A 17,999-nucleotide genomic window follows, 5' to 3' on the forward strand; every position below is an offset into this window, starting at 1 on the left:
CGCCTTCTGATTGTAAGGATGAATTCCTACTCTGAAGGGAGGCTATGCTGATGGAAAACGTAATGGACCTGGCGTTTTGGCAGCTCGCCGCTGCGTATATTTTCATCCTGATTTTAATCGTAATAGTAAGGGTCCGGGGGATTCCCCGTGAAAAAGAAATCCTGCTGGCTACTGCCCGGATGTCGCTGCAGCTTATTCTCGTCGGTTATTTGCTGATCTACCTGTTTGATAACCCGAGTCCGTTTTATACCTTGCTGATCATTGCCATCATGCAGATTTTTGCGATTTATAATGTCTACAAGCGGACGAAGCATCCGCTCGGCGGGGAGATGAAAAAGCATATTGCCTTCGCGATGGCAATCGGCATCTTGACGAGTCTGTTCTTTTTCATTCTCGTTGTCCTCAATGTCACTCCATGGTACGAGCCACGCTACTTCATCCCGATTGCTGGGATGATCATCGGCAACTCTATGACAGGTGTGTCCCTTGGCGTGAACAGTCTGATTTCAGGCTTCGCGGCGAACAAAGCTCAAATTGAGGGCGCTCTGATGCTCGGGGCAACACCGAAGAAGGCGGCAAAGCAAGTGGTCAACCAGGCTTTTGACGCTGCGATGCTGCCGACGATTAACTCAATGGTCGGCATGGGGATCATCTTTTTGCCCGGGATGATGACAGGGCAGATTCTCTCTGGGACTTCGCCAATCGTAGCGGTAGAATACCAGATCGCCATCATGCTTGGAATCGTCGGAAGTGTATCAATGACGGTGATTCTCTATTTGCAGCTGGCCTATAAATCTTTTTTCAATGAGAGATTACAATTAATTATGAAGGAGAATAAGAAATGACAGAGAAAAAAAGAGTTACCTTCCAGTCGCTGCTGGAAATTTTGATGGTTTCGACAAGGCTTGGCCTGACATCATTCGGCGGACCTGTTGCCCATCTTGGATACTTCCATGAAGAGTATGTCCGCCGCAGAAAGTGGATGGATGAAAAAAGCTATGCCGATTTGGTGGCATTATGCCAGTTCCTGCCCGGTCCTGCGAGCAGCCAAGTCGGAATCGGCGTTGGCCTGATGCGCGGTGGATTGCTCGGCGGCCTGTTCGCTTTCCTCGGATTCACTTTGCCCTCGGTTCTGGCATTGATTATTTTCGCCATCATTTTGCAAGGATTTGATGTAGCTGACGCAGGCTGGATCCATGGCTTGAAAATCGTTGCGGTTGCCGTCGTTGCCCATGCAATCCTCGGAATGGCGCAGAAACTGACTCCTGACCTGCCTAGGAAGACGATTGCTTTATTCGCACTTGCTGCAACGCTGCTATGGCAGACGGCGTTCACGCAAATCGGCGTCATTATCGTCGCTGGATTACTAGGATACATACTTTTTAAATCCCACACCGCCGTAGAGGATGATAGGATGACTTTTTCGCTCTCCAAAAGTGTGGGCTATATCAGCCTTGCATTGTTTTTCGGCTTGTTGATCCTCCTGCCGATTTTACGTGAAGCGACTTCATTGAACTGGATTGCGATGTTCGACAGCTTTTACCGATCCGGCTCACTCGTGTTTGGCGGCGGTCACGTTGTCCTGCCATTGCTTGAGCGCGAATTCGTTCCGACAGGCTGGCTGAGCGAAGAAGCCTTCCTGGCAGGATATGGAGCTGCCCAAGCGGTTCCTGGTCCATTGTTTACATTCGCCGCCTATATCGGCGCAATCATTAACGGCTGGCAGGGCGGCCTGCTCGCGACAGTTGCAATCTTTTTGCCGGCATTCCTGCTGATTCTAGGAACTTTGCCATTCTGGGACGCATTAAGGAGAAACAGCAAAATCAGCCGTGCGTTGATGGGCGTCAACGCAGCCGTTGTCGGAATCCTGATTGCCGCGTTCTACCACCCGATCTGGACAAGTTCAATCCTTGAGCCTGTTGATTTTGTGTTCGCTGCCGTACTGTTCAGCATGCTCGTGTATTGGAAGCTTGCACCGTGGATTGTTGTTGTCACCGGAGCTGTTGGCGGATGGATTTTGTATTTGATTTTTTGATTTGTATAACTCTCTTTTGACTGGTTGTTGAATAAGCGTAGATATCCGCTTAAATTGGAAAAGAGGGTGTCCCAAAAGTATAAACTTTTGGGCACCCTCTTTATTTTTGAGACTACTTGTAAAAATGGTCCGTTGATTTCCGTTCCAGGCGCTTCGCTTTCCGCGGGGCTGGCGCTGAGCCTCCTCATCGCTTCGCTCTTGCGGGGTCTCACCTGACCAGCTGCGCCCGCAGGAGTCTACGCGCCTTCCACTCCAATCAACTCAGGTTTCTAAATTCATTTTTTGTGCAAAAAAATACAAGAAAAACCTCTTTTGTTATAATTAAGTCACCACAACCAACTATACAAAAGGAGAGATTTTCTTGTATAAAAATTATAACACAAACCAATTGACCCTTCCAATGGACATTCAAGTTTTGATTCCTCAACAGCACCTTGTTCGATTGATTGATTTTGCCGTCGACCAGATGAACCCCAATATCTTTCTCTCTCTTTATCCTGGTGGAGGACGGCCGCCTTACCATCCTCAAATGATGTTAAAAGTCATTCTTTATGCATATGCCAACCGTATTTATTCCTCTCGACAAATCGCGAAACAGCTAACAGAGAATATTATGTTCATGTGGCTCTCCGGCGAACAGAAGCCTGATTTTCGTACCATCAACCGTTTCCGTTCCGAACGCATGAAAGATGTCATCTATGAGACGTTCTTTTCCATAGTCGACCTCCTTCGGGAGGAAGGACTTGTGAAGCTAGAAGACTATTTCCTGGATGGGACCAAATTGGAGGCAAACGCCAACAAGTATACTTTTGTTTGGAAGAAGTCCACTGAAAAATACGATAAAAAGTTGGACGAGAAATTCCGCCAGATTGTCTTTGGGATTGAACAAATCACCAAAGAAGATGAAGAAGCAGAAAGGGAACAAGATTTTCAGGAAAAGCTCGAAGAGACACCCATCTCTTCTGCAAAAATTGAAGAAACCATTAAAAAGCTGGAAGAGAGACTGGAACAGGATCCAAAAAACAAACCTTTAAAGAAGGCAAAGCGCCAACTGGAAAAAGACCTTCTACCTCGAAAGCAGAAGTATGAACTTCAGAAACAGACTTTTGGAGAGAGAAACAGCTTTTCTAAGACGGATACCGATGCCACTTTTATGCGAATGAAAGAGGACCACATGATGAACGGGCAGTTAAAGCCTGGATATAATGTTCAGATTGGAACAGAAAATCAGTTCATCACCAACTTCAGCCTCCATCAACGGGCTGGAGATCCTGGATGCATGATTCCCCATCTTGAACTTTTGGAAAAACATAACCGCCCGAAGCCAAAGGCCGTTATTGCCGACTCTGGTTATGGAAGCGAAGAGAACTATGCACATTGTGAAGAACAGGAAATAGAAGCGTACATTAAATACAATACTTTTGACAAGGAACAGACAAAGGCATGGAAGGAACAAATTGGCCGAGTTGAAAATATGGAGTATGACGAAGAGCTAGATGAATGGATTTGTGCAAACGGAAAACGCCTGGTTTTCCAGTATGAGAGTCAAAGAAAGTCCGACAACGGTTACGATTCCGTGAAGCGCACGTACCGCTGTACCGATTGTATGAACTGTCCATTCCAAACAACCTGTGCCAAAGACAAAGATACAAAGACCGTACAGGTCTCAGTGAAAAACCAACAACAACGAAAAGAAGTTCGGGAACGATTGGCTGCGGAAGAAGGAAGCCAAAGATACAGGCAGAGAAAAATAGATGTCGAGCCAGTATTTGGGCAGATTAAACACAATCGAGGGTTTAAAAGATTTGGGTTAAGAGGCCTCTCCAAAAATACCACGGATTGGGGTCTTATTTGCGCTGCACACAATCTTTTGAAGTGGGCAGCCAACAAGGAAAGCGAACAAAAATTAGGGTAACTAAGGGGAGGAATATCCCTCTTTCCCTTATAAATCCTCAAATCCAAACCCATAAATTGGATAAAAAGTAAAAGAGGCGACTCTCAGGTCGAATTTATTCAACCTTTTGAGTCAGCCTCTTTTTTCCGGTTATTCACTCAAAACATATGGATTTCGTCTTATTTTTACCAGATAACCGGAATACCTCCGCTTATTACAGCGTCGTAAGTACCCTCCACATACAATAGCCGGAAATCATCCGCTTATGGATTATTAATCTCTCAAAGAATCACATTATTCTCTCGAACAAAACGGATAATCTCTCAATAAAACGCCTTATTCTCTCATAAAGGAATCATAATCTCTCATTAAAGCATAATAATCTCTCATTTATCCATAGAATGTAAAAACTCCCGACCTATGAAGGATCGGCCTGGAGTTTAACAAGTCTATTCAAATGTCCCTTTCACCAACGGAACTCTATTCTCCACCATGACCTGCCCCATCGCAATGACAGTGTCAACCTCAAGATTCTCATCCAGCAGCACCAGGTCTGCGTCACGACCTGTTTCAATACGCCCTTTTTGCGATAGCTTTAGAACTGTTGCCGGATTGGCAGTAATGACTCGGATGGCCACTTCGAGCGGAATCCCCTCGGATAAAATAGCTTCCTTGACCGCTTCGTACAAAGAGGAAACCTGTCCAGTCTGCAGACCGATCAATTCACCATTTTCATCAAAATCAGGCAGGCTCGCCTGACCGTCTGAGGTGAAGGTGATCTGCCCGATCTCTACTCCGGCATCAAGCATGCGTTTCAACGCAACGCTGCACTTCACTTCGCCCTCCTCCAGGAACTTCGGGATCGAACTGGTTGTAAAATCAACCCAGCCGCCTTTTTTCGCATAATCGATTCCTGCCTCGAACAGATGCGGGTTACGATTGATATGGGTCGGGTAAAACTGCCTGATTGGGATATCCGTAGTCTCCACTACTTCCTCTATCAGCTTCAAATGGTCAAAGCTGTCACCGACATGGACATTGACGATGCCAGCTTTTCCGCCCAGCATCCCGCCAATCCGCGCTGCCGAAGCGATCTTTGCCAATTCTTCGGCAGTCGGCTGCGAGGAGCGGTGATCGGCAATCGCAATCTCCCCTGCCCCGATGATTTTATCGATTAAAATGATATCGTCCTCGATTTTCCCGGTCAGCGTTTTGACCGGGACCTGATAGGAGCCTGTCTGTACATAGGTGGTAATCCCTTCTTCCTCAAGCGCGCGCGCCTTGGCGATCAAGCTTGACATCGTCCGCGTCGTACCGTCGGTGCCGAGCACACCGACAAGCGTCGTAATCCCGGCAGTCGTTGCCTGTGTCAGCTGGATCTCCGGCGTCCTCGTTCGGAACCCGCCTTCCCCGCCTCCTCCAATCAGATGGACATGGGAATCGATGAAGCCAGGTACAACCTTTTTCCCTGTCGCATCTATAACCTGTATTTTCACAAACCCATCAGGAACACTAATTTCATCCTGTATGAATCCAATTTTACGATCAACAAGCAATATATCTTTTTTTCCAAGGTAATCTGGTGCGTAAACGTCTCCATTTTTGATTAACGTCAGCATTAAAGTCCCCTCCTAAAATCTTTTTGCCCATTATAAACCAATGGATATAGCATTGATACTAATTATGATTAACTCCCTACTAACAAAAGCATGAATTTATCAACGAATTCAGCCCATCATCCCAGTCAATTCGCACTGCCCATAGCGTCTAACTGCAGCTGATAGTAGGTATGATGTGCATCTAAACACTTTTAGCATATAATAAAAAGCAAAGTGATGGCAGGGAGGCGAATATATGTGTGGATCAAATAAAGCAATCGAGCTCCAGTCATACCATTTTTTAGAATCAATACAGAAGAGCCCAGTGTACACCATTGTACGGGTTGATTTTACCGGCGGTACTTTTCTTGACTACAATCAGGGGATTTCTTCAAGAGACCAGCTTCAAGACATAAGCAGTCTTCCATTGATTAAAAATCTTATTCTACAAACCGAGGAAGGAAATCAATTTATTGTAGAGCCGGATGAGTTGGGGCTGCGATTTGCGGAGGGAGCCCTGGACTACAGACAGTACCTCTCAGCCAGGAAAAAAAGGACCTTGAATATGCTTTGCTATACTTCTGGATTCACAATTATACTCACCACCATGGGCTGGACATTTATCAATTACTTTCTATAGGAACATTTATTGCAAGGCAAGGCCATATCCATATTTGGATAGCCTAAAATCAATATATTTTATATCCTTGACACCCCTTCATTATCACACTATAATTTCAAGTAATATATTTTAATAAGTTGAAGCGTTGAAGAGAGTCTATTAAGCCGGTCTCCCTGTTAATAGAGAATCAGTGGTTGGTGGAAACTGATACAAAGGCCTGGTGAATTTCGTTCTTGGAGCTTTTCCTTTTAAAAATAGCTGTTTTTCGTGTTGACCGAAAATAGCTCTAAAAAAAGGAACGGTTTTGGCCGTTATCCAGTAACTTGAGCGGGAAGCAGCATGCTTCCAAATAGGGTGGTACCGCGTGTTCAGCCACGTCCCTATCCAGATTGATGGATAGAGGCGTGGCTTTTTATTTTGCCGTAACCTCATTCCTCATCAGCTGAAATAGAGAGAAAAAGGGAGAATTCAACATGGAGAGAGAACAATGGTCATCGAAAATCGGATTCATACTGGCCGCTGCAGGGTCAGCGATTGGCATCGGAGCGATCTGGAAGCTGCCATATGTAACGGGAGTGAGCGGCGGCGGGGCATTTTTCCTGATGTTTATCATATTTTCCTTATTCATCGGGTTGCCCTTATTGCTTGCGGAGTTTGTCATTGGCCGCAGCACCGGTAAGGAAGCGATTCGCGCCTACCTGGAAATAGCGCCGAAAAGCAAATGGTATTTAATCGGGATACTCGGTGTTGTCACCAGCTTCGTGCTGCTTAGCTTTTACAGCGTAGTCGGCGGCTGGATCAGCCTTTATTTTATAAAAGGGCTGGCTGGCGGAGTGATTGAAGATGGAACAAATTATGGGGACTTGTTTGGACAGACGATCAGCAGTCCATGGAGCGTGCTCGCTGCCCAGGCTGCCTTCCTGTTGATTACGATCATTGTCGTCGCCAAAGGAGTTCAATCCGGGATTGAAAAAGCAAGCAAAGTCCTGATGCCTGCATTGTTCCTGCTTTTCATCATCCTGATCATCCGCTCACTGACGCTGGAAAACGCGCTTGATGGCGTGACATTTTTCCTTGCGCCCGATTTTTCAAGCATCACATCGGAAAGCATCCTATTCGCGATGGGACAATCATTTTTCTCCCTGAGTGTCGGCGTATCCGTTATGGTTACCTACAGCTCATACCTGCCGAAGAAGGGCAGCATTGTCCAGCCGGCCCTATCGGTTGTCGGGATGAACCTATTCATTGCACTGCTAGCCGGTCTGGCGATCTTCCCTGCGGTTTTTTCCCTCGGATTTGAACCGGCAGAAGGGCCGGGATTGCTGTTCGTCGTCCTTCCAGCTGTTTTTGAAAAAATGTTCCTGGGCGAACTGTTCCTGCTGCTGTTCCTGGCCTTATTCCTGTTCGCGACACTGACTTCGGCGTTCTCGATGCTTGAAATTGTCGTTGCCACACTCGCGAAAGGCGATCCGAAGAAACGCACAAGATTTGCCTGGATTGCCGGCGGTTTGATTTTCCTGCTTGGCATCCCTTCAGCCCTGTCATTCGGGACATTGGCGGAAGCGACTGTTTTTGGAAAAAATATCTTCGACACAGCCGATTTCCTTGTCAGCAACATTTTGATGCCGCTAGGAGTCTTGCTGATTTCGATTTTCGTACCGTTAAAAATCAAAAAAGAAGTATTGCGGCAGGAGCTGCTGCAGCAATCAAAGGCCGGCAGCTGGCTCTTCAATCTCTGGTACAATGTGATGAGATTTGTTGTCCCAGTCGTGATCATCATTGTATTCCTTGATTCACTAGGTATCATTTAATTAGGAAGCTGACAACTGTCAGCTTCTTTTTTCATGCAATCATGAAAACTATCAGCAGTATAATTTTTCCCATTAAAGCAAAACCTTTTGAGTAGATGACTGCATCGGAGGGATTTTTGATGTTTTTCAAGAAAAAGAAAACCATAGTAAACAAAAGCATGAATCAAAAAAACCTCGACGATAAGGAATTAATCCCTGTAGATCAGGCTGATTTCATCAAAAAAATGAAAGACAGCCTTCATAATAGCGCTGATTTAAATACCAAGGAACTTCAGAATGGCTTCACCTTAATGTTCTTTGATACTTTGACAGATAAAAAGATGCTGAATCAAGATGTACTCACTCGGCTTGAAGACGCAAATGCTTCTCCAAACGAAGCGCTTAAGCACATTACAGTCTCTAGCACTTCTAAACATAAATATATCGATGATGTGGTTGACGCGGTTTTAAAAGGAGCTGTCGTGGTCCATTCACCAGGCCACCCTATCGTGATCAGCGCAATGGTCGGTACGCAGGAAAACAGATCATTGACCCGCCCTGAAAATGAATCACAGGTTTTAGGTCCGCAAATCGCCTTTAATGAGAGTCTGGCGACCAATATATCCCTGATCCGCCGTTATCTCACAAACCCCAATCTTTGCAATGAGAGTTTTTCTTTAGGAAAACAAACGCAATCAGGGATTGCGCTTCTTTATATGAAAGGAATTGCGGATGAAGATATGGTGGACCGGATGCGGGAGAGAATTCAAACTATCGATGTTGATGGTATACTCGACAGCTCCATGTTGGTGCAGCTGATCGAAGATAATTCGATGGCCATTTTTCCACAGCTGCTGATGACAGAAAGGCCGGACCGAGCTTGCGCATGGCTGTTGAACGGGAAAATGGTGGTTCTTGTTGATGGCAGTGTCCAGGTAATCGGTGCGCCGCAGACCTTTATCGAATTCTTCCAGAGCATGGAGGATGAAAGTGTCAGATGGCAAATTGCGACTTTTCTCAGAGTCTTGAGGGTGTTCTCGATGATAGTTTCAATATTTTTCACGGCGATCTATGTTGCAGCTCTGACTTTCCATTATGAAATTATCCCGCAAACCCTGCTGATTCCGCTTGGCGAGTCAAGATCACGCGTACCCTTCCCGCCGATTATCGAGGCCTTACTGCTCGAAACCATGATTGAGCTGTTGCGGGAAGCCGGAGCACGGCTGCCGACAAAGGTCGGTCAGACGATGGGTATCGTTGGAGGTATTGTCGTCGGGACAGCAGCTGTAGAAGCGGGATTTACAAGCAATATCCTGATCATTATCATCGCCGTGAGCGCCCTTGCTTCGTTTACGACACCCAACTATATGATGGGCAACGTAATCAGGGTCCTGCGTTTTCCATTAATCATTTTGGCAGGGTTTTGGGGTTTTTACGGGCTGATGTTCGGCTTTTGTTTCCTGCTGATCCACCTGCTGCGCCAATCAAGTCTCGGGACTCCATTTTTGGCTCCATTTTATCCACCGAGATTCGCTGATTGGCGCGACAGCATCATTCGCCTCCCAATCAAGTGGAACAACATCCGTCCGGAGCAAGCAAGGCCAGTAGACAAGCTGAAACACAATGCATCAAAAACCAAAGAATAAGTTGTGGTGTTATCAATGAGAGTTCACATCGAGCCTAAGCCCCAAAACATGGTCAATACTTTCCTGCTCTTCTTCGTGATCCATTCTATGCAGCTGGGTGTTGGCATCCAGGGTTTCCAGCGGATCATCTATATGGAAGCAAGACATGATGCCTGGGTTTCCGTCATTCTCAGTGGGATAGCCACGGCCACCATTGGGTTCTTTATGGTGAAAACATTAAGTTTGTATGAGAATACAGATCTGTATGGCATCCAATATGACCTCCTGGGAAAATGGCTGGGAAACCTGATCAATATTGTGTTTGTTGTCTACTTTCTAGGAAGCTTCCACGTCATTGTCCGGAATTATATCGAGGTCATCCAGGCATGGGTCTTCCCAGAAATCCCAAATTGGCTGCTTTCGCTGACCCTTGTTTATCTTGTTTACTACGGGTTGAATGGCGGGCTGCGGACCGTTGTCGGTGTCAGCTTCTTCAGTGTCGTCCTATCCTTATGGCTGATCCTGCTGCTCGCTTACCCTTTCCAGTTCACTAATTGGGATTACTTATTTCCCATGTTCGAAGCAAAAATCACTGAAATACTGAGAGGGGCAAAGCAGATGACATTCACGGTCATCGGCTTTGAGATTATTTACGTCATCTATCCCTTTTTAAAAGAAAAAGACCGGGTCCACAAATATATGCAGTATGGCCTTGGTTTCACGACCCTCCTGTACCTTGCGCTAATGGTAGTCTCCCTAGCCTATTTCAGCGGCGGCCAGCTGGAGCGTACAATTTGGGGTACACTATCACTTTTTAAAATTGTCCGCTTCCCCTTCATTGAACGCTTTGAATACGTGGCAATCACTTTTTGGGTCCTGCTGATCCTGCCAAACCTGATGCTCTATATGTGGGCGGCAACCCGGGGAATTTCAAGGATTTTCAATAAAAAAGAACAGAAAGTCAGCTGGATGCTCTTACTATTCGTTTTCTTGACACTGCTTTATCCGCTTACCAGGGCCCAGATTAATATGTTCAATGACTACTTCGCCAGGGGCGCTCTCTATATTGTTTTCGTCTATCCATTATTTCTTTTTGGTGCTGTCCTGATCAAAAAGAAACTTTCACGTAAAAAGGATGAGGCCAATGAACAAAAAAATCCATAAGCTCATAATAGTCATGCTTGTGATTATCCTTTCTGGCTGTGCAGAACAGAAAACACTTGAAAAGATGGGTTTGGTTACCACAGTGGGCTATGATCTCACAGAGGATAAACAAATCCTGTCGACAATGGTACTTCTTCAAATCGATCCGGAGGCTCCGCAAAGCTCAATCATCCTGGCCGCAAAGTCAGCGACCAGTAAAGGAGCGAGAAATGAGGCGGATTTGAAAAGTCCTAAAAAGCTGGAGTCAGGGCAGCTGCGGGTAGCACTCTTCAGTGAAGATGTCGTCCGTTCGGGTCTCATCAATCTGGCAGATACTCTTGCCCGGGATCCCTCCATCAGTGACCTGACCTATCTGGCGGTGGTTGAAGGAAATGCGAACAAACTCCTTAACCAAAGGAATGAGCAATTTTCAGATATCAGCCAGCTCATTTATAAGGAGCTAGATCAAAACATTAGAGGCGAAAAAATTCCATCTTCCACTCTTCAGGAGGTCATGCATGATTTTTATGCACCGGGAATCGATCCGATCATGCCTACTTTAAAGGGGGAAGATGGCATAGTTAAAATTACCGGCATGGCCTTGGTCAAGAATGATAAAATGGTCGGTAAAATCGACGCAAAAGAATCCTTTTACTTAAAGCTGATCAATGACCGCTACAAGGCAGGAGCAATAGAAGTGGAGGTCGACAAGCAAGGATTTGATCTGGAAGAGACTCCTGAAGGTCCCGAGAAGCTGGCAGTGGTGATCGATACCATCCACAGCAAAAGTGACATCAACTTGATCAGCAAGGAAAATCTCCAATTTGAACTGAAAGTCAAATTGAAAACCAGGCTGCTCGAGATCAACCAGGCACTGGACTTAAAAAACCCTGAATACCTTAAGCAGCTTGAAAAGAAGCTCGGTGAAAAAATCACATCCGATATTGATAATTTAATCAAAAAAGCTCGTGCATTAGGTTCAGATCCGTTTGGATTCGGTGAGATTTATCGAAAAAGTGTCAGACAGGCCAACTTGACCACTGAAAAATGGCATGGCATGTACCCGGAAAGCAAAGTCGATGTGAAGGTCGAGTTTGAGATTTTGCGGACTGGAGTGGTGGAATAAGCAGAAAAGCGGGAGCCCGATGTGATGGCTCCCGCTAAATATTATGGTATTTCTTAAAGTTCTAGATTACTGCGCTTCTAATCATCGCAAAATTCTAGACAACTGCACTGTCCCACTTCTTCTCATCCTGGACAAAAAGGATGCCAAGCTCATGGTGATCCCCTTCATATAACGCCCTCTGGACGAAGCGGATCTGTCCATTTGTATCGAGTACCTCCAGCTTGCAATGCGCCCTGTTCCGCGACAGCGCCTCATAGAAGGTATGTTCATCGTGGACATTCGTGCCGTTCACCTTTGTGACAAGCTCGCCTACACCGAGGGCCATTTTGTCAGCCGGGGATTCAGGCAGGATGCCGAGAATCATCACGCCATGGTTCTTTTTCGAAAAATAGAACGGCCTGCTCTCTTCCTGCATCCTTTGCATGAGCGTCAAGGCTTCACGACCGACCATGGCGATCGCAACAGCTGCAATCGAAGCGATTGGATACCAGTATCCTGCTGCGGCAATCAGCGTAATCTGGATTCCGAGACCCACCACGCGGCTGCCCAGCTGTTGGACCGCTTCTTTAGGCAGCATCCCCTGGACTTGCTGATGCAAACCGATCGCAAATGGAACAAGAATCAAGGAATATGTATTGTCTCCAAGCGCGAACACTGGCCACCACTCGAACGGCAGCGTCAGCACACTGCCCGGCACCAGCATGAATGCCGGCACAACCCACAGGCGTTTTATCTCGTGGACACCAACCGTTTGGCCGCGCTTGCTTTTCTTCAATTTTGGTGAAGTCCCCTTTTTCCCATTTCGTAAAATCAGGAAGCCTTCGCCAATCGTCAATAAAGCTAACAAAATCGCAATCGATGGATAGATTTTCTCATCAAGACTTGAAAATAAGTCGCCAGCTAACGGAAGGTCGATTTGCCTGCCCGACAGGAAAATCAACGCGAAAAACGCAGCTCCGACCGTAAATGCAGGTGTAAGCAGCCTGACTCTTGTTATTAGACTCAGCAGCAGAGTCGCTGACGCAACTAAAACAATAGCTGCGAATGGAATCGCAATTCCCGCTGCTATGATTACGATGGAGATAACGAGCCCAACCAGCAATCCCAGCGGAAATAGCTGCCTAAGCTCAAAATAAGCATCCTCGGCTCTCACCGTGAAGTTCTTCCTCTCCCGCTTCACGCGCGAAACACCAAGAACCCCCGCTATAATAAAAGAATAATAGAACACAGGGTGAAGCAGAAGCCTGCCCATCCCTTTCAAAAGTTCAATGAACCAATCCTGTGCCACCCCTATGTCACCAGCCTTCATAAATTACATGATATTAAGCTTATTCTATCAAATCTGGGTGGTAAAACCTATCAATAGTTGAGGAAACTTGATGGGATTTTTTTCTTGTGGAGCTGTTTTAGGGCTGAATCTTGGGATGGGGTCAGGAATTTGAATAATTATAGGCAGATCTAAGTGTCACTTCGGCAGTCAAGGTACTTCCAAGTATGAAATTCACCCAATTTTGAAGTGAATCCAGAGGGTTTCATTAAAAAAAGGTCGCTGGAAAAATTATTCTGTAGGTTCAACTCAATAATTGCACGTTCAGCTTTAATAATTGCACTGACATTAGCCATAATTGCACACTCAGACACATTAATTGCACGTTCATCCAAATACAAGCCAAAAAAAGCTGCACCCCATTTAACCAATCAAATGAGATACAGCTTCGTTTATTGATTCGCCAGCAGCCTTAATGCAGTCTGCAGCTGAAGGTCGTTTTCTTCTTGTTTCATCGCTTTCCTGGCCGCGTCTTCGAGTGCGGAGGCTGTTTTTGCATCAATGACACCTGTTACAGTCATGTCATTTTTGCGCTGGAATGCTTTGACGGCGATTTCGGTCATGCCGCTGAAGTATCCATCCGTACGGCCCGGCTCAAACCCGAGCCCAGCAAGGATTTCCTGGGCATTTTTGACCTGCTCGTTATTCATGTCCAGCTTAAGCGGTTTTTCAGCCTGGATAGGATGGGTATCATAAAGCGACGGCTGATTGACCTCGACGGTTGGCTCGATGCCTTTTTTATGGATCCAGTTGCCGTCTGGCGTCAGCCATTTGAACAGCGTCAGCTTGATATTGCTGCCATCCCCCATCGGCACAGCCTGCTGGACTGTACCCTTGCCGAAGGTCTTTTCGCCAATGACTGGATAGCCGCCTGCTTCCTTCAATGCCCCGGCCAAAATTTCCGATGCGGATGCACTGCCGTCATCTGTCAGCACAGCAATAGGATACTGCTTCGCTTTTTCCAGATTGGAGAAGTAGCGAGTCTTATCGCCGCTGCGTTCTTCGATTTGATAGAGCGGCTTCTCCTTGGAAATCAACTCTCGTAAAATTTCTTCAACACTGGAAAGCAGCCCGCCAGGATTGCCGCGTACATCGATCAGCAGCGCATCCAGCCCTTCTTTTTCAAAAGCCTTAAGCTCCTTATTGAACTCTTTGGAGGTATCTTCTGAGAACGAGGTAATCTCCATGTAACCAATCTTCTCTCCGTTCACCTTTTTCATGTCAGCATGGACGGTAATCTGCGGAATCTCATCGCGAATCACTTTAACCTTCAGTGAATCCTTCAAGCCTTTACGCTCGATTTCCAGCACTACAGGTGTCCCTTTTTTGCCGCGGATTTTCAAAGTCGCCTCATATAAATCCAATCCCTCGATACTCTCGCCATCGACCGTTAAAATCTGGTCATTTGGCTTCAAACCCGCTTTCTCTGCGGGGGAATTTTTAAAAGGAGAAACAATCACGATTTTTCCATCGACCGTACTGACTTCAGCACCAATTCCTTCAAAGGACGACTCCAGCGTCTCATTGAATTGTTTGGCCGTTTCCTTGTCCATGTAGACGGAATACGGATCCTCCAGGGTTGATAGCATCCCCTGGATCGCCCCTTCAACCAGTTTTTCTTCTTCTACCTTTTCTACGTAACTGTTAAAAATCAAACTGTATGCCTGCTCGACTTTTTCGAGACTGCTTGCATCGCCTGCCTCTGCACCTGCATGATCTTTCAGGGGCACAATCTGGCGTTCCAGCACACCTGCCTTGCTTTCGTACCATTGCATGCCGGCGTATGTACTTCCTGCACCAGTCAGCAGCGAGCCCGCCATCAAAATGGCAATCCACTTACGCTCCATTGCCAAACTCCTCCCTGTTTACCGCATCTACTGCTCCTCTGCCGTAAAAATTTCTATGATTCCCATTATATGACGAACAGGGACAGGGTATGAAGGATAAATTTAGCAGCTGATTTCGAAAGAGGTATCATCCAGTGGTGATTTGTGCCCGTTTTTTAGTACGAGCCTGAAGATTCAGTTAGCACCACAAGAATATCACACCTATCTTTAAAAACATCAAGTTTACATACTCTTCAATCATCGTAAACTTTATCTGGACACCTATCCTTGCATGGCTCCTAGCAATGATTTTTTCAGGTGACAATCCTGCGTTATATATTGGATTTATCATGAAAGTTCTAGCTTTAAATTATTAATCTCTAACCCTGGCCTTTTTTATCAAAAAATAGCCAATTACATAATATATAAATGCAGACCCAAGTATAAATAGTCTGTACTCAAGCAATTGACCTTTCCCTGCATAATATTCTCCATCAATAACGGATGTAAGGAACATCCCCCCGAAAACAACCAATCCGATGATAATAAACACTTTCTTGCTGCTGAAGGGTTGGTACTCTTTTGGCATTTTTCATCCTCCTATCCATTCTTTATAATTAATGAAAAAAAGCTTGGTATTAAGGCAAATTTGAAATACTCAACCATTTCTACAAATACTGTATCTTGGAGGATTACGTCCTCAACAATTAAACTCCTCTGTATCCTAGTAGCTTATAGTGATATATTTTTACGCATTAATTATATACCATTACAGTATAGAACCAAAACAGAGTAAGAAAGGCCATCGTATGAGTACGACGGCCTTTCTTACTTGGGTAGGGACTTATATTAAAAGGGGGTTTGATGTCCTAGCTATTTTAGAATAATATATGATTTTGCAGATATTATGCACAAGGCATTACGAATATATTACATTTTTTTATTCACAATTCCCTCAAATTATTCAAATATTGTTCTTCATACTCTTCTAGTTTGTTTTCCAATTCATCATTCTTTTGATCCTTTGACCAGGCAAAGAAGATGAAGCCAATGACTGTCCCATATATGATTTCCTGGATGAACTTCATGAATGCGCCACCTGCTTGCTGGTCATCTAATGGGCCAATTCCAAATAATTGCGGTGCTTGCATATATGAAGTATATAGCAGGTCTTTTGAGAAAATGATTAGCGCACATGCCGGAGTGAGCAGGATGCCCATCACGCATATATAGGCTATTTTATATAACGGCTTCATCGTTCCCTTGAATTCCGCCGGAGAGACGACTGGCCACCACATAATTAGGGCCAGGACAAATAAAACAAATGTCGATAAACCCATGAAAAAGGAGTTGGTCATTAAATAATCAAAAATAAATGGAACATGGTAAAAAGAAAAAATTCCATTAAAAAGCAAAACCGCAATTACGGGTTTGGTTAAGAATCGTATTGAGCTTTGTAATACACCAACCCTGTTCAAAACTTCTCCCAGTTTTCTTTTTGGAAGACCATAAAGCAATAACGGCGGAACTGCTAGGTAAATGATCGATTGGATGACCATATGGACAGAAAAAAGATAATGGCCAATACTATATACAGGAGTCCCCATTGCTATAGCAAATAAGGCTAATCCAGTGTAGAATGAGCCTTTTTGCTTTTGCGTTAACTCCATTTTAATAGCTTGTTGTTTCCGTTGATAGTAAATGCCAACAGCAAAGCACCCAAGCAAAAGCAATATATTCCATTCATAAATAATTCCACTAATCGGGTTATGTTCCATCATTACAATTCGATTCCCCTTTGTTTCTGATCCAATCTAGCGCTTTCCCTTTTTATATGCTTTATAAAGAAAGATGCCGTAAACAATTGAAAGCGTAATAAGCACGACAATCAGCAGTATAAACATTTGCATCATTTTATCACCCCTTCAGTTTCTACTGTCCAAAACAGGTTCGAGTTTTCATTTTAATTTTGATATAGTGCAGTAGTCAGTTCTCAACTTCCTATTTTTGGATTTTAGTATAAAAATTATGAAGAAAATAGAAAATGTGCAGTCTTCTATCATACTAGTAATAAACATTCACATTACGACAATAAACTCCCTAACCGGTTAGGATTGGACAGGGAGCTGATTGATTATGGCAAGTTTCGGATCAACTATCGGCCAGAATACCTTTCAAGTCTTTGTCCTTCACAACTAATCCAGCATCTTTTAGTTCCTTTTGCAAAATATCCTGTGCTTTAGATTGGTCAATTTTCGAAAGTTTCAATTGATATTCTAACTCTTTTGCCATCGCATCTAAGGATTTCTTTTCTTTTTTATCAGTTAGCTTAATGATGTGGTACCCTAATGAGGACTTAACGGGATCGCTAACTTGTCTTATTTCTAATGAATAAGCTGCTTTCTCGAACGCAGGATCCATTTTACCAATTCCAAACCAGCCAAGATCCCCTCCTTTTTCTGCTGAAGACTTGTCGGTGGAATATTCTTTTGCTAACTTCTCAAACTTATCACCATTTGCCAATTTACTTTTAACTTCATTCGCGGTCTTCTCATCCTTTACCAGAATATGTCTTGCTTTGATTTCTGGCTTGTAGGCATCATAGCTCTTCTTAATTTCCTGATCAGTGACTTTTATATCTTTAATTAGAGCCTTTTCCATTAAGAGTTGACTTTTCAGCACTTCTTTCAACTCATTTTCATCCTTTATACCATTTTGCATTAGTACCATTTCAAAGTTTTCACCCGTCTGGTCCTTGATTTCCTTCAATTTTCCACTTACTTCCTTATCACTTACCTTGTATTTGTTAGCAAGGACTTTTTTATAGACAAGGTCTTGCAATACTTGTTCTCCATATTTACCTTTCATGGATTCGTACAATTCTTCCTTAGTAATATTTCCGGCTTCTGTTTGTACAATCACCTCGGAGTTTGCGGGACCTGTGGAACAAGCACTTAAACTGATTATTCCTGCAGCCAACGAAATGCCAACTAGTGTTTTCTTCATTTAAATA

14 protein-coding genes, 1 pseudogene and 1 other annotated feature are annotated in these 17,999 nt (G+C 44.6%); of the genes and pseudogenes, 9 read left to right on the top strand and 6 right to left on the bottom strand.

Annotated features, from left to right (window positions below):
* Positions 1-50: 50 nt before the first annotated feature.
* The 3 genes from RH061_RS20760 (at position 51) to RH061_RS20770 (ending at position 3,950) form a co-directional block, all read left to right on the top strand.
* Entirely contained in the window at positions 51-845 is a 795-nt protein-coding gene (locus tag RH061_RS20760; RefSeq protein WP_311072683.1) for an ABC transporter permease, read from the top strand.
* Complete coding sequence (gene chrA / locus RH061_RS20765) at positions 842-2,035, top strand: chromate efflux transporter (protein ID WP_311072684.1); 1,194 nt, start codon at positions 842-844, stop codon at positions 2,033-2,035. The genes RH061_RS20760 and chrA overlap by 4 nt, the downstream gene beginning before the upstream one ends.
* A gap of 361 nt (positions 2,036-2,396) precedes the next feature.
* On the top strand, positions 2,397-3,950 hold the full coding sequence (locus RH061_RS20770; RefSeq protein ID WP_311071405.1) for an IS1182 family transposase: 1,554 nt from the start codon (positions 2,397-2,399) through the stop codon (positions 3,948-3,950).
* 428 nt (positions 3,951-4,378) lie between these two features.
* On the opposite strand, the gene iadA is transcribed toward RH061_RS20770, so the two are convergent.
* Positions 4,379-5,548 carry a beta-aspartyl-peptidase gene (gene iadA, locus RH061_RS20775; RefSeq protein ID WP_311072685.1) on the bottom strand — a complete coding sequence of 390 codons (1,170 nt, stop codon included), beginning with the start codon at positions 5,546-5,548 and terminating at the stop codon, positions 4,379-4,381.
* A 235-nt stretch (positions 5,549-5,783) separates the two neighbouring features.
* Between iadA and RH061_RS20780 the strand changes: the two genes are divergently transcribed.
* The 5 genes from RH061_RS20780 to RH061_RS20800 all read left to right on the top strand — a co-directional run bounded on the left by RH061_RS20780 (position 5,784) and on the right by RH061_RS20800 (position 11,833).
* The gene (locus RH061_RS20780; RefSeq protein WP_311072686.1) at positions 5,784-6,167 is read left to right on the top strand and encodes a hypothetical protein; all 384 of its coding nucleotides are present in this window, start codon (positions 5,784-5,786) and stop codon (positions 6,165-6,167) included.
* A 118-nt stretch (positions 6,168-6,285) separates the two neighbouring features.
* Positions 6,286-6,534 (top strand) — a binding site (T-box leader).
* 88 nt (positions 6,535-6,622) lie between these two features.
* The gene (locus tag RH061_RS20785; protein WP_311072687.1) at positions 6,623-7,960 is read left to right on the top strand and encodes a sodium-dependent transporter; all 1,338 of its coding nucleotides are present in this window, start codon (positions 6,623-6,625) and stop codon (positions 7,958-7,960) included.
* Between the two features lie 119 nt (positions 7,961-8,079).
* Positions 8,080-9,585 carry a spore germination protein gene (locus RH061_RS20790; RefSeq protein ID WP_311072688.1) on the top strand — a complete coding sequence of 502 codons (1,506 nt, stop codon included), beginning with the start codon at positions 8,080-8,082 and terminating at the stop codon, positions 9,583-9,585.
* A 15-nt stretch (positions 9,586-9,600) separates the two neighbouring features.
* The gene (locus RH061_RS20795) at positions 9,601-10,728 is read left to right on the top strand and encodes a GerAB/ArcD/ProY family transporter (protein ID WP_311072689.1); all 1,128 of its coding nucleotides are present in this window, start codon (positions 9,601-9,603) and stop codon (positions 10,726-10,728) included.
* Positions 10,709-11,833 carry a Ger(x)C family spore germination protein gene (locus RH061_RS20800; RefSeq protein ID WP_311072690.1) on the top strand — a complete coding sequence of 375 codons (1,125 nt, stop codon included), beginning with the start codon at positions 10,709-10,711 and terminating at the stop codon, positions 11,831-11,833. Before RH061_RS20795 ends, RH061_RS20800 begins: the two co-directional genes overlap by 20 nt.
* Positions 11,834-11,927: 94 nt before the next feature.
* Here the strand turns inward: RH061_RS20800 and RH061_RS20805 are convergent, their stop codons facing one another.
* Positions 11,928-13,121 carry a PDZ domain-containing protein gene (locus RH061_RS20805; RefSeq protein WP_311072691.1) on the bottom strand — a complete coding sequence of 398 codons (1,194 nt, stop codon included), beginning with the start codon at positions 13,119-13,121 and terminating at the stop codon, positions 11,928-11,930.
* A gap of 431 nt (positions 13,122-13,552) precedes the next feature.
* A complete protein-coding gene (locus RH061_RS20810; RefSeq protein ID WP_251615154.1) occupies positions 13,553-15,007 on the bottom strand; it encodes a S41 family peptidase in 1,455 nt (484 codons plus the stop codon).
* 200 nt (positions 15,008-15,207) lie between these two features.
* On the opposite strand from RH061_RS20810, the pseudogene RH061_RS20815 reads away from it, so the two are divergent.
* Positions 15,208-15,339 (top strand): annotated as a pseudogene (locus tag RH061_RS20815) (arsenic resistance protein); the annotation flags it as partial.
* Between the two features lie 20 nt (positions 15,340-15,359).
* On the opposite strand, the gene RH061_RS20820 reads toward RH061_RS20815, so the two are convergent.
* The 3 genes from RH061_RS20820 to RH061_RS20830 form a co-directional block, all read right to left on the bottom strand.
* Entirely contained in the window at positions 15,360-15,575 is a 216-nt protein-coding gene (locus tag RH061_RS20820) for a hypothetical protein (RefSeq protein ID WP_311072692.1), read from the bottom strand.
* Positions 15,576-15,930: 355 nt separating this feature from the next.
* Positions 15,931-16,767: a cytochrome c oxidase assembly protein gene (locus RH061_RS20825; RefSeq protein WP_251615156.1), complete on the bottom strand. Its 837-nt coding sequence runs from the start codon at positions 16,765-16,767 to the stop codon at positions 15,931-15,933.
* 370 nt (positions 16,768-17,137) lie between these two features.
* The gene (locus RH061_RS20830; RefSeq protein WP_311072693.1) at positions 17,138-17,992 is read right to left on the bottom strand and encodes a peptidylprolyl isomerase; all 855 of its coding nucleotides are present in this window, start codon (positions 17,990-17,992) and stop codon (positions 17,138-17,140) included.
* Positions 17,993-17,999 lie beyond the last annotated feature (7 nt).

This window comes from Mesobacillus jeotgali (assembly GCF_031759225.1).
GTDB lineage: Bacteria > Bacillota > Bacilli > Bacillales > Cytobacillaceae > Mesobacillus > Mesobacillus jeotgali_B.